This window comes from Sinomonas sp. P10A9, from assembly GCF_041022165.1.
GTDB lineage: Bacteria > Actinomycetota > Actinomycetes > Actinomycetales > Micrococcaceae > Sinomonas > Sinomonas puerhi.
Genome location: NZ_CP163302.1, coordinates 3,414,695 through 3,426,941 on the forward strand (window position 1 = coordinate 3,414,695; position 12,247 = coordinate 3,426,941).

General features: G+C 69.1%; 9 protein-coding genes and 1 tRNA gene. 5 read left to right on the forward strand and 5 right to left on the reverse strand.

Annotated features, from left to right (window positions below; translation table 11 throughout):
• Positions 1 to 143: 143 nt before the first annotated feature.
• Together AB5L97_RS15610 and AB5L97_RS15615 are read left to right on the forward strand one after the other, a co-directional pair.
• Positions 144 to 2,063, forward strand: a complete 1,920-nt coding sequence (locus AB5L97_RS15610) for an HNH endonuclease signature motif containing protein (RefSeq protein ID WP_369045341.1) — start codon at positions 144 to 146, stop codon at positions 2,061 to 2,063.
• Positions 2,064 to 2,292: 229 nt separating this feature from the next.
• Positions 2,293 to 2,369 (forward strand) — tRNA-Pro (locus AB5L97_RS15615).
• 159 nt (positions 2,370 to 2,528) lie between these two features.
• On the opposite strand, the gene AB5L97_RS15620 is transcribed toward AB5L97_RS15615, so the two are convergent.
• Together AB5L97_RS15620 and AB5L97_RS15625 are read right to left on the reverse strand one after the other, a co-directional pair.
• Positions 2,529 to 5,333 carry a cation-translocating P-type ATPase gene (locus AB5L97_RS15620; RefSeq protein ID WP_369045342.1) on the reverse strand — a complete coding sequence of 935 codons (2,805 nt, stop codon included), beginning with the start codon at positions 5,331 to 5,333 and terminating at the stop codon, positions 2,529 to 2,531.
• 341 nt (positions 5,334 to 5,674) lie between these two features.
• Positions 5,675 to 5,875, reverse strand: a complete 201-nt coding sequence (locus AB5L97_RS15625) for a hypothetical protein (protein WP_369045343.1) — start codon at positions 5,873 to 5,875, stop codon at positions 5,675 to 5,677.
• A gap of 215 nt (positions 5,876 to 6,090) precedes the next feature.
• Between AB5L97_RS15625 and AB5L97_RS15630 the strand changes: the two genes are divergently transcribed.
• Complete coding sequence (locus AB5L97_RS15630; protein WP_369045344.1) at positions 6,091 to 7,374, forward strand: helix-turn-helix domain-containing protein; 1,284 nt, start codon at positions 6,091 to 6,093, stop codon at positions 7,372 to 7,374.
• 38 nt (positions 7,375 to 7,412) lie between these two features.
• Here AB5L97_RS15630 and AB5L97_RS15635 read toward each other — a convergent pair whose 3' ends face one another.
• Positions 7,413 to 8,402 carry a phosphoribosylaminoimidazolesuccinocarboxamide synthase gene (locus AB5L97_RS15635; RefSeq protein ID WP_369045345.1) on the reverse strand — a complete coding sequence of 330 codons (990 nt, stop codon included), beginning with the start codon at positions 8,400 to 8,402 and terminating at the stop codon, positions 7,413 to 7,415.
• Positions 8,402 to 9,721: a phosphoribosylamine--glycine ligase gene (gene purD, locus AB5L97_RS15640; RefSeq protein WP_369045346.1), complete on the reverse strand. Its 1,320-nt coding sequence runs from the start codon at positions 9,719 to 9,721 to the stop codon at positions 8,402 to 8,404. The genes AB5L97_RS15635 and purD overlap by 1 nt, the downstream gene beginning before the upstream one ends.
• An 83-nt stretch (positions 9,722 to 9,804) precedes the next feature.
• On the opposite strand from purD, the gene AB5L97_RS15645 reads away from it, so the two are divergent.
• Positions 9,805 to 10,812: an asparaginase gene (locus AB5L97_RS15645; protein WP_369045347.1), complete on the forward strand. Its 1,008-nt coding sequence runs from the start codon at positions 9,805 to 9,807 to the stop codon at positions 10,810 to 10,812.
• A 25-nt stretch (positions 10,813 to 10,837) separates the two neighbouring features.
• Positions 10,838 to 11,263: a sterol carrier family protein gene (locus AB5L97_RS15650; protein WP_369045348.1), complete on the forward strand. Its 426-nt coding sequence runs from the start codon at positions 10,838 to 10,840 to the stop codon at positions 11,261 to 11,263.
• Between the two features lie 60 nt (positions 11,264 to 11,323).
• Here AB5L97_RS15650 and AB5L97_RS15655 read toward each other — a convergent pair whose 3' ends face one another.
• Positions 11,324 to 12,157, reverse strand: a complete 834-nt coding sequence (locus tag AB5L97_RS15655; protein ID WP_369045349.1) for an SDR family oxidoreductase — start codon at positions 12,155 to 12,157, stop codon at positions 11,324 to 11,326.
• Between the last annotated feature and the right edge of the window lie 90 nt (positions 12,158 to 12,247).

A 12,247-nucleotide genomic window follows, 5' to 3' on the forward strand; every position in this document is an offset into this window, starting at 1 on the left:
TGCGGTCGAGTCGCTCCCGTCTGGGTTCTTCCCTCTCTCCTCTTCCGCTCGAGCGTCTGGCAACCTATGATGGGAATATATTTTCGAATCATTAGAAGATTTACTGTATGTATTTTCGATAGAGTCGAGGGGATGAAACGACCATGACGACAGTGCCCAGCACCGCAGACCTGCACGATCGGCCCTCGGACTTCATGGCGTTTGCCCCACGCAGTTCCTCTGGGATCCGCGGGCGCCTCTGGACCGTTGACCCGTCCCTGATGGACCACCGCATCGCTGCTGAGATCCTCGCAGAGGTCCCCCGGCTCATCGCCTACGCAACGGCATTGCAGGCCACGGCCGTCGAACGCGTCCGGGAGGGCATCGCGAACGAGCCGCTCCCGGTGCGCGACGGCCAGCCCACCCGGCTCGACGGGAATTTGGCGCATGGGCTCGCCGTAACCGAGATTGCGACCATTCAGGAGACGAGCGAGTCGGCAGCCGCCAGGCTCCTCAACGTCTCTGAGGCCCTGTGCGCCACCCACCTCGGCGTTCTCGAAGCGCTCGAGTCGGGCGACATCCATGAGCACCATGCCCGGACCATCGTGGATCAGGCTGGGACGCTTCCCGAGATCGTCGCCGAGCCCTTCGGCCTTCAGGCTCTCGGGAAGGCCCGCACTGCATCCGGTCGCCTGCGGACACCTGCGGAGTTCCGCAGAGCGGTCCGGGACCTTCGCGAGAAGCTGCACCCAGAGAGCATCGCCGTCCGGAAACGCGCTGCGGCCTCGGAGCGAGGTGTGTGGTGTGCGCCCGAGCAGGACGGCATGATGTCGCTCACGGCCCTCATGCCTGCTGAGACTGGCCTCTCGATGTACAAGCGGATCGACTCCATCGCGCGGGCGGCCCACCGCGCACCCGCCGAGCATCGCACACTCCCCCAGCTTCGGCACGATGTCCTCGCCTCCCTTGGCCTCACCGGGACGATCAGCACCTCTCGGGCAGACACCGGCAGCCAGTCCGACGAGCCCGACCAGTCCGACCACACCAGCCGGCACGACAACGCCGCCCAGCCCGAGGCCGAGCACACCGGCCAGCGCGACAATATCGACCAGTTCCGATACGCCGACCAGACCCGAGCCGACACCGTCACAGGCATCGAGGCCGCCGACGTTCTCGGGCTTCCGGACCCGATCGATGTTCCAGAGGATCTCATCTCGTCGATCAAGGCCGAGATTGTGGTGCACTTGGCCTCGTCGAGCCTCCCTGCCGCTCATGCATCCAGTGACGAGGCATGCACATCAGGCACTGGGGGCGTCACCGATCCGGACACCGCCTACCTCGAGGGATTTGGGGTGATCGACGCAGCCACCGCGCGTTCCCTGGCTGCCTCTGCGCCAGCGTGGCGCAGGCTGTGGACAGACAGCGAGGGAACGCCGCTCCGGCTCGGGCGCACCACGTACCGACCGCCCGAAGCACTGCGTCTCTTCCTCAAGTATCGCGATGGAACCTGCACCTTCCCGGGCTGCACGCGCCCCGCTGAAAGTGCTGAGCTCGATCACACGCATGAATGGCAGGACGGGGGCGCAACGGACGCCGACAACTTGGCACACCTGTGCCGCAAACACCATGCCCTGAAGTCGGTGGCACTGGTCCAGGCGCGCCAGCAGGCCGCGCAGGCCGCATTCGATACCGACTCCCAGTATGCGGAGCCCACAGGGACAATGATCTTCACGACAATGCTCGGATATGAGCGGACAACCACCCCGAGCGATCGCGATCGGCTCCTCGGCATCGTCTACGACCCTCTGGCCCCTCAAACGATGACGGTGCCCCATGTGCAGGTCCCGATATCGTCGGGGGCCGTCAAGCCGGCAACGACACCGACCATTGGTTCGATCCCCACAGAACACACCGAGGGCGCACGGCGTCCCACGAAGCCAGATCGACCGTCGACGGCCGTGCAGAACAACGCGCACCCATCCAACGCACACCCGTCTGACGCGCAACCGCCCGTTCAGATCGACGGACCACCACCTGCCGGGCCACCACCCGCCGGGCGCGAGGAAGAACCCCCGCCATTCTGACCATCTGGGCGCTCCTGCTACCGTGCCCGCCGCGATCGCCATCATTCAGCGTCACCGCGGTCTGGGTGCGTGGGTTCGGATGCGGTGGTCCGGATGCCGTGGATCGGGGGCGTTGCGCAGTGGTTCGAGCCCGCTGCTCGGCCCGAAGCGGGCCGCTTTCCGATTTCACGATCACGGAGCGAATCGGGTACTCTAGATGAGTTGCTCCGGGGAGACCCAAGCGACGGATCGGGATGTAGCGCAGCTTGGTAGCGCGCTTCGTTCGGGACGAAGAGGTCGCAGGTTCAAATCCTGTCATCCCGACCAGACAAGAGCCCCGCGGCCGTAGCCGCGGGGCTTTCTTCATTGTCGGGGATGCTCATTCGACACTGTCCGGACGCCAGCGTCGTGGCGACGGGTCAGCCGTACAGAAAGCTCAGCGGCGCAGAAAGCCAATGGTGCAGAAGGCCCAGTTGCACAGAATGCTCAGTGATGCGGAAGCACGGGGTGCGTGCGACCCCGCCCGAGTCGGTGCCGGAGCGCCTTGTGCAGCGCGTCCCCGATGACGACGCCTGGGATTGCCAGCGCGGCAAGGACAAAACCCTCGAGTGGCGGCGGCCCCTGGCCGAGAAGCCTGGCCACCGGTCCGACGAACAAGAACAGGGCAAGCAGTCCAAGCTCGACGACGATGGCCCACAGGAGCATCCGATTGCTCCCCCAGGACAGCCTCCAAGCGGGCCAGCTCGCGCTGCGGCATGCATAGGCGTTGGCAAGCTGCCCCAGGACGACCGCGGTGAAGGCTGCGCCCGACGCCGCGGCGACAACACCGGCCGAGGGCAGGTCGCCGCCCGGCCGCCATCCTCCGAGCCAGAGGACCACGGCGAACGCGGTCATCTCGAACACCACCTCGACGGGTCCGAGGACCGCGAAGACCCGGAACATCAGGCTCCCGTCCATGAGGTGCCGACGCTCGGGTGGCCGCTTGAGAACGCCCAAGCTGGGCTTCTCACCGCCGAGTGCGAGCGCGGGCAGGAGGTCCGTCCCGATGTCGAGGAACAGGATCTGAAGCACTCCAAGCGCGAGGGGGAAGTGCCCCGCAGAGAGGGCCCACACGACGAAAGGCGTCAGCTCGGCCACGTTGTCGGTGAGGTGGTACGTGAGGAACCGCCGGATGTTCGCGTAGGTCGCGCGCCCCTGTTCCACCGCGACGATGATCGTCGCGAAGTCGTCATCGAGCAAGACGAGGTCCGCAGCGTTCCGCGCCACGTCTGTCCCGCTTCGGCCCATCGCCACACCAATGTCCGCAGCCTCGAGCGCGGGACCGTCGTTGACGCCGTCGCCCGTCATCGCCACGCAGTGGCCGCGGCCCTGCAACGCGTGGGCCACCCGCAGCTTCTGCTCCGGGGTGACGCGCGAGATGACGACGCCGTCGCGGTCCAGGAGCGCGCCGAGCACCTGGAGGTCCTCGGGAAGGCTCGCACCCTCAAGAACAGCCCCCGAGCCGCTCTTGTGGTCACCACTGTTGCGGTCAATCAGTCCGATCTCCCGGGCGATGGCGGCCGCGGTCGCCGGGTGGTCGCCCGTCACCATCGCGATCCGGATGCCTGCCTCGCGCGCCTGCCGGATCGCGCCCTCGACGGCAGGCCGAGGGGGATCGTGCAGCCCGATAAGGCCCCGCAGCACCAGTCCCTGTTCGAGCACGACGGCGCTGGCCTCACCGCGTGCTGCCGCCTCGGCCTCCGCCGGGGCAAGGCTGCGCGACGCCACAGCGAGGACTCTCAGGCCCCGCGCAGCGAGTTCCTCGAGCACAGCACCCGCTCTCGTGCGCCACGCGTCGTCTCCCCTGCGATCCCCGGCCGAACCGCCACCGTCCTCGAACACGCCAGCGCCGTGCCCGGCCGAACGCGCGCTGGCCTGAGTGCCGCCCGGCGTGGTGCGGGCCCGATCTCCGAGGCATAAGTCGAACAGCACCTCCGGCGCTCCCTTGACCCACAGCTCCGGGGGTGTCGCCGGCACGGTTCCCGGCACCTGCTGGGCCTCCGCCCCGGGCCCGGAGGAGTCGCCATCGAGCACAACGCTCTGCCGCTTGCGTTCGCCGTCGAACGCAAAGCTCGCCAGCGGAATAGGCCCCTCGGCTGCACCGCCAAGTCTGCGGTCGAGGGCCGCGAGCGCGGCTTCCATGGGATCGCCCACAGCGCGCCACTCGCCGTCATGCTCCTCGATGTCGCCCTGCGACGCCGCGTGTGCCCCGGTCGCCAGCTGCGCGGCCGCGACAAGGGCCTCGGGAGGGCCGTCGAGCGCGGCCTCGGGCGCGTACCCGTGTCCCTCGATGGTCGCGGATCCGGCGGGAGTCCAGACCTCCACGGCGCTCATGCGGTTCTGCGTGAGCGTGCCCGTCTTGTCAGTGCAGATGAAGGTGGTCGAGCCGAGCGTCTCAACGGCCTCGAGGTTGCGCACGAGCGCGTGGCGACGGCTCATCCGCTGGGCGCCCATGGCGAGGGAGAGCGTGACGGTGGGCAGCAGGCCCTCGGGTACTAGCGCCACGGTGACCCCGATGGCAAAGAGGAACGCACCGGTCAGCGGGTTGCCGATGAGCAGGGAGACCAGGAAGAACACGGCCCCGACCGTCACCGCGACGACCGCGATGATCTTCACGATCCGCTTGAGCTCAAGGTCCAGCGGACTCGGCGGCGGGACCGCCCGCGTGGTGAGGCGGGCGATCTCTGCGAGGCGGGTCGCCGACCCAGTCGCCGTGACGCGGCCGACGGCGTCCCCCACCGCGACGAACGTCCCCCCGGATGCGGCGTCGCCCGCCCCGCGCGGCACCGGAAGACTCTCTCCGGTCAGCATCGACTCATCGATCGACACTCCTGATGCCTGCAGGAAGTCGAGGTCCGCGGGCACGCGATCGCCTGCCGTGAGCAGTACGACGTCGCCAGGGACGAGGTCCACGGCACCGACGACGGTCGTCCGCCCGTCCCGGCGGACCTGGACGTTGCTGGGCAGTAGCTCCCGCAGCTTCGCCGAGGCACGTTCGGCGCGCGCTTCCTGGAAGAACGCGAAGAGTCCGTTGACCACCACCACAGCGGCGATCGCCCAGCCGAGCTCGGGCATGCCGGCAATGAACGCCAGAGCCGACGCTGCCCAGAGCATGAGTGCGAAGAAGTGCCCGAGTTCGGCGGCAAGGCGGAGCCACCACGGACGTGGTCTCTCGCGGGGAAGGCTGTTGGGACCGAAACGCTCGCTGAGCTCTTCGACCTGACCGCTGTCAAGGCCCTCCGGCAGGGTCATACCGGGCGCATGCGGTCTCGACGGTCCGATCGGAACTCGCGAGGAGACGCTCACGGACGCCATTCTTGCCGCCCGCGCGCCCTCCCGGAAGGGACCAACGGACCTGCTTGGGAGGGATGCCCAGGCGCACCGGGCATCGGAGATCAGGCACCGGGCACCGGAGATCAGGCAGCGGGCACCGGGGCCATGCACCGTACGACAGCACAGAGATGCCCCGGACCATCAGGTCCGGGGCACACGCCCAGCCTGTGTCAGCGCTCCCCCACAGCTAGCGTTCTCGCGCTGACACGGTTGTTGAGTTTGTCGTTCAGACTGGACGTGCAGACCGCGACGGGCTCCCCTCAGAAGCCAGCGGCGTTGACCTTCATGGGATCAGGCCAGTTGCCGATGGCGACGGGAGCCTGCATCGGATCGGGCCAGTTGCCGATCGCGCTCACCTTCATGGGGTCGGGCCAGTTGCCGATCGCCGTCGGGGTGCCGGCAACGCCGCTGATGGCAAGGGCTCCCCCGAGCGCGACGGTGGCAATCAGTTTCTTCAGCATCTTCATGTCCTTTGAGAGTCGGTCCCGATGTCTTGCACGGGACGGGGTGCGTCCGCTGGGGCAGAGCGTGCTTTGTCATGATTGACATGCCCAGTAAAATGGGTTCCACATGGCCTGTCAAGGAAGACCGTCGACCACAGACGCTCCATGATGGACATGACGCATGCGTAAAAGCCCGGGTTCACGATGTCCCGGGCGGGGGCCAGGAGGTCAGAGTGGGCAGTGGATTCGGCGAAAAGCTGCGGGCCGAGAGGCTGGATCGCGGGCTGACACAGGCGGAGCTGGGCAAGGACCTGTACTCACCCAGCTACATCTCCCTGCTCGAGACCGGACGCCGCGAACCGACCGCCGAGGTCATCCAAGAACTCGCCCGTCGCCTCCAGCTGGCGCCCAAGGCCCTCGAGGCCTGGAGCCAGCCGGTGAGCGCCAATGATGCCGAGTACGTGCTCGCAGGGCTCTACGCCCGCCAGGCGTGGGACCTGCGTGACTACGCCCAGGCGGCCAGCCACGCCGCGACCGCAGCACAGTTCGCGCTCGAGGGCAAGAACAACAGCGCGTGGTGGAACATGACGTACATGCAGGCCGAGTGCCTCATGAAGCAGGGCGAGCTCGCCGAATGCCAGCGGATCGTCCAGCATCTGCTCGAGCATCCCATCGTGGCGGAATCAGCCGGGCTTGCCGTGCGTGCGCGGCAGATGCTCGCTGCGGTGTGCCACGGTCTCGGCCAACTCGGAGCGGCGGTCGAGCATGCACGTGAGGCCGTGCGCCTCGGTGCCCAGCTTCCCGCGGGATCCACCATCTACATCGGCGCCCTCCGCGCCCTCATTGCAGCCCTCGCAGAAAGCGGCCGCCTCGAGGAGGCCTGGGACCAATGCCGCATCCTCGCGACGCTCATCGACGAGGACTCGATGGGACAGCTCGCGGGCGAGGTCGAATGGGTGATCGGCAACGTCGCATTCATGCGCGCCGACTACGAGGAGGGTGTCAAGCACCACGAACGGGCCGCCAAGCTCCTCTCCCCAGCCAACGACATCGAGCTGTGGGCACGGTTCAACAAGGCCTCCGCGGCAGTGAGGCTCTCGGGCGGGATCGTGGAGCCCGAGACGCTCGCCGCGATCGAACGCGCCGAGCTCGCCCTGAGCATTGTGGGCGGATCCCGTTCCGAGCAGCTCGAGGTGCATTTCATCCGCGCACGGTGGCTCTATCTCAACGGCCAGATCCCCGAAGCCATTGAGCTGCTTCGCACGATCCACGCCGAGAAGGGCGCGCTGGGACGCCACACCGCAGGCGAGGTCGCGCTGCTCTACGGTCGCGCACTCAAGGCACTCGGCGAGGACGAGCAAGCCCTCGAACTCCTCAAGGACGCGCGCGAGCAGTTCAGCTACGCGGGCGCTGCCGACAAGGTCCAGCAGACCATGGACGCGATCCTCGAGATCCGTCTGGCCGCCCAGCGCGCCGAAAGGACGGCGGAGCAGGGCACCGCGACCCACAGAAGCTGAGCTGGGCGGAGTCGATGGGTTCGACTCGGCCCAACCAGTCAGGCGAACGTTCGGCCGGTGAGCCGCTCGTAGGCCTCGACGTAGCGGGCGCGGGTGCGCTCAACGACGTCGGTGGGCAGTGCGGGCGGCTCCCCGCCCGCGGCGCGGTCCCAGCCGGACTCGGCCGAGGTCAGCCAGTCACGGACAAACTGCTTGTCGAACGAGGGCTGGGCGTGCCCGGGCTCCCACGTCTCAACGTCCCAGAAGCGCGACGAGTCGGGCGTGAGCACCTCGTCGCCCAGGGTGATGTAGCCGGTGGTCGAATCGACGCCGAACTCGACCTTCGTGTCCGCGAGGATGATGCCGCGCGCTCGCGCGATCCCCTCGGCCTCGCGGTACAGCTCGAGCGTCAGGTCCCGCAGCTGGGCGGCGGCGTCGTCCCCCACCATGCCGGTGACGTCCTCGTAGGTGATGTTCTCGTCGTGCTCGCCGTACTCCGCCTTGGCGGAGGGCGTGAAGATCGCCTCGGGCAGACGCGAGCCGTCCACGAGCCCCTCGGGCAGCGGGATCTCGCACACGGTACCCGACTCCCGGTACTCGGCGAGTCCGGAACCGGTGAGGTAGCCGCGGGCGATGCACTCGACGGGGTACATCTCGAGGCGGCGGCAGATCATGGCACGGCCCGCGACCTCGGCGGGGACACCGTCGTCGACCGTCGAACCGAGCACGTGGTTCGGCACGTTGAGCTGCTCGAACCACCACAGGCTCAGCTGGGTGAGGATGCGGCCCTTGTCCGGGATGGTGCTGGAGAGGACGTAGTCGTAGGCGGAGATGCGGTCGCTCGCGACGACGAGGACTTCACTGGACTCGCCGGGCTCGGCCTCAGCGGGCTCGTAGAGGTCACGGACCTTGCCTGAGTAGATGTGCCGCCACCCCGGCAGCTCGACGGCCTCGGCCTGGTACCCCTTGCTGCCGACGTTCTCGAGGTTACTGACGTTGCCGACGTTACTGACGTTCTCGAGGTTACCGACGTTCTCGACGCTGTCCATCATTCTGCTCCCGTTCCGGCGCTGTTCCTGATTCCCGGCAGAATGCCCGGCAGACTGATCTCGCCGCGCGCGGCCTTGGCGGCGATGTCCCGCCTGTACTGCCCGCCGTCGAGCTCAATGAGTCCGATGCCCGCGTAGGCCCGCTCGCGTGCCTGGGTCAGGTCATCTCCGAGGCCCACGACGGCGAGGACCCGCCCACCCGCGGAGAGCACCTTCCCGTCGTCGGACAGCGCGGTGCCCGCGTGCAGGACGTGGACGCCGTCGAGGGCGTTGGCCTTCTTGAGCCCCCGGATGCGGTCCCCGGTGCGCGGGACGTCGGGGTAGTTGTGGGACGCGAGGACGACGGCGACGGCGGTCTCCGGCGCCCACCGCAGGTCCTCGGCGTGGTCGAGACGGCCGGTCGCAGCGGCGAGGAGGAGCCCCCCGAGGGGTGTCCTGAGCCGGGCCAGGACGGCCTGGGTCTCGGGATCGCCGAAGCGGGCGTTGAACTCGATCACGCGCGTGCCGCGGGAGGTCAGCGCGAGCCCGCAGTACAGCACACCGACAAACGGCGTGCCGCGCTGCGCCATCGCGTCGATGGTTGGCTTGGCGACCCGCTCGATCACCTCGTCGACGAGGCCCGCCGGCGCCCACTCGAGCGGGCTGTAGGCGCCCATGCCGCCGGTGTTGGGGCCCTCGTCATTGTCGAAGATGCGCTTGAAGTCCTGCGCGGGCGCAAGCGGCACCACGGTGCGGCCGTCCGAGAGGACGAAGAGGGAGACTTCCGGGCCGTCGAGGAATTCCTCGATCACCACCGTCCCGCCCGCGCCGAAGCAGGCCTGGGCGTGCGCGAGGGCCGCGTCGCGGTCCGAGGTCACGACGACGCCCTTGCCGGCCGCGAGCCCGTCATCCTTGACCACGTAAGGGGCACCGAAGGCATCGAGGGCATCCGCGGCCTCCTCTGCGTTCTCGGCGACACGGGCCATCGCGGTGGGCACGCCGGCCTCGGCCATGACCTGCTTCGCGAACGCCTTCGACGCCTCGAGCTGTGCCGCCGCCCTGCTCGGGCCGAACACGGGAATCCCGGCCGCGCGGACGGCGTCGGACACTCCAGCCGCAAGCGGCGCCTCCGGACCGACCACCACGAGGTCCACCCCCAGCGCCGTGGCGAGCGCGGTGACCGCCTCCGGATCGCTCGCGTTGACTGCATGGGTGGGAACCAGCTGGGCGATGCCGGCGTTGCCCGGGGCCGCATGCACCTCGGTGACGCCCGGATCGGCGAGGAGGGAGCGGACGAGAGCGTGTTCGCGGCCGCCGGGGCCGATCACGAGAACCTTCACGCCCCCAAGGGTATCGGGATGGCCCCGCGCGGCACACCGCCCGCTGAACCGTTCGTGCGCGTGTGCCCCCATAAACTAGCGTCATGGCCCACGCAACCTTCACGGCAGACGACGCCGTCGAGCTCGCCGTGATCGAGCGCAGCGGCTTCATCGAGTCCCGTCATCTGGGCTCCGCCGTCGTCCTGGCCGGGGACGGTTCCGTGGTGACCGAGCTCGGCGACATCCACACGCCGGTCTTCGCGCGGTCAACGCTCAAGCCGTTCCAGGCGCTCGCCTCCATGCAGGCGGGCGTGCCGCTGAGGGGAACCCAGGTCGCACTCGCGTGCGCGTCCCACACGGGGTCGCTGGATCACATGGACGTCGTCGAGGGCATGCTCCACGCCGCCGGCCTGCGCGAAGAGGACCTCCTGTGCCCGCCCGACTGGCCCGCGGACGAGAACGCCCTCGCGTGGCTCATCCGCTCGGGCCGCGGGAAGAGCCGGCTCGCCTACAACTGCTCCGGGAAGCACGCCGCGTTCCTGTGGGCGTGCGTCGAGAACGGGTGGGACCGACGCAGCTACCTCGAGCCCAACCATCCGCTGCAGCACCGCGTGCGCACGACGATCGAGGAGTACGCCGAGGAGCTCATCGCGCACCTCGGGATCGACGGCTGCGGCGCCCCCGTCGCCGCGGTGTCGCTGCGGGGCCTGGCCCGCGCGTTCTCGCGCCTCGCAAAGTCTCCGGGGGACCACAGCTCGAACGCGCGCGCCGCGACCGTCGCGACGTCGATGCTCGACTACCCGTGGGCCGTCCAGGGCCGGGACCGGGCGAACACGATCGTCATGGAGGAGCTCGGGATCCTGGCCAAGGTCGGCGCCGAGGGTCTGCTCGTCCTCGCCACGCCGCAGGGGGCCACGGCCGCAGTCAAAGTCCTCGACGGCAACGTCCGCGCCACGACCCTCGTGGGGCTGACCATGCTCGCAGCCGCCGATGCGGTGGACGTGGCGGACGTCGCGCGAGTCCTCGAGCGCGTGGTCGAGCCGGTCATGGGCGGTGGCAGGCAGGTCGGCCGCATCCGCCTCGGCCGTGCCGTCTCGGCACTGCTCGACTAGTCGCAAAGACCCCCTGGAGGCACCCATGGCTGTCCGCCGCAGGATCGCGCACGACGACGGCCGCGCGGCTGTCGCTTCCTGGCGCGCCGCGCGCTCTGGTGACGTCGCCCGCCCAACTGACCAGAGCGCCGTCGTGCGGTCAGAGACGCCGCCCAGGGCCGATCTTCCGCGCCAGACGCTCGCCACCGCGGTGCGCTACCTCCTCGAGGAGCTCGCGGACCGCGCGCCGGGGAACTCGGTCGAGGTGCGGGTGCCGCCGTTCGGGGTGGCCCAGTGCGTCGAGGGGCCGCGCCACACCCGCGGGACCCCGCCCAACGTCGTCGAGACGGACGCCGAGACGTGGCTGGCCCTCGCAACCGGGCGGCTCGCGTGGCCAGACGCGCTCACGTCGGGCAGGCTCAATGCGTCGGGGATCCGGACAGACCTGAGCGAGTTCCTCCCGCTCGCCTGAGCGGACGCCAGCGCGTCGAACCGCCGTCCTCGACCGACGTGCGGCTCCCCAGCCGGGCTGCTATCCGCGGCCCACAAAGGGCATGCCGGCGGCAGTGATGAGCAGGCTGCCCACGCTCGCCTCGCGAGGCAGGGACGCCATGAAGGCGACGGCGTTCGCGGCCTCCGCGACGTCGAACGTCGGCTCGACCCGGCGCGACCCGTCCGCCTGGAGCGCGCCGACGCCGACGCCGATCCCGTGCATCATCTCGGTCCGCGTGTTCCCGATGTCGATCTGGCCCGCAGTGATGCCGTACGGGCGCCCGTCGAGCTCGATGCTCTTCGTCAGGCCCGTGATGGCGTGTTTCGTCGTCGTGTAGACGACCGATTTGGGCCGCGGAGTGTGAGCCGAGATGGAGCCGTTGTTGATGATGCGCCCGCCCTGCGGATCCTGCGCCTTCATCGCGCGGAACGCGGCCGCTGCGCACAAGAAGCTCCCCGTGAGGTTCACCGCGACCGTCGCCTCCCAGCCGGCCACGTCGATCTCGCCGACATCACCCGCTGGCCCGAAGGTGCCCGCGTTGTTGAAGAGCACATCGATGCGCCCGAACGTCCGGAGCGTCTCGGCGAAGAGACGTTCGACGTCGTCGGGTCGGGTGACGTCGCACGGCACCACGAGCGCGGGGCCACCCGCGCGAGGGGCTTCGCCAGCCGTCGCCGGCACTGCCTCCTGCCCTGCCTCGCGCCACGTCTCGCGCCCTGCCTCCTGCGCTGTCTCCCGCAGTGGCTCCTCGCGGCGGCCGGCAAGGGCCACGCTCCAGCCGTCGGCGAGCAGCTTCCGGGCCACTGCCCGGCCGATCCCGCTGCCGGCGCCCGTCACAACGGCAACGCGGGGCGTCATCCCGATCTCACCCATGAAGCCTCCTTCGCCTCACGTCACGGTATCCCAGAACTTGACGCAGCTCACGTCCGCACGGCAGGCTAGTTTCACATTACAGTATTTAGT

What these genes read in the sequence shown, in the direction of transcription:
- AB5L97_RS15610 (WP_369045341.1), top strand. Translation starts at nt 144, where the DNA reads ATGACGACAGTGCCCAGCACCGCAGACCTGCACGATCGGCCCTCGGAC.
- AB5L97_RS15620 (WP_369045342.1), bottom strand. Translation starts at nt 5,333, where the DNA reads ATGACCCTGCCGGAGGGCCTTGACAGCGGTCAGGTCGAAGAGCTCAGC.
- AB5L97_RS15625 (WP_369045343.1), bottom strand. Translation starts at nt 5,875, where the DNA reads ATGCTGAAGAAACTGATTGCCACCGTCGCGCTCGGGGGAGCCCTTGCC.
- AB5L97_RS15635 (WP_369045345.1), bottom strand. Translation starts at nt 8,402, where the DNA reads ATGGACAGCGTCGAGAACGTCGGTAACCTCGAGAACGTCAGTAACGTC.
- AB5L97_RS15645 (WP_369045347.1), top strand. Translation starts at nt 9,805, where the DNA reads ATGGCCCACGCAACCTTCACGGCAGACGACGCCGTCGAGCTCGCCGTG.
- AB5L97_RS15650 (WP_369045348.1), top strand. Translation starts at nt 10,838, where the DNA reads ATGGCTGTCCGCCGCAGGATCGCGCACGACGACGGCCGCGCGGCTGTC.
- AB5L97_RS15655 (WP_369045349.1), bottom strand. Translation starts at nt 12,157, where the DNA reads ATGGGTGAGATCGGGATGACGCCCCGCGTTGCCGTTGTGACGGGCGCC.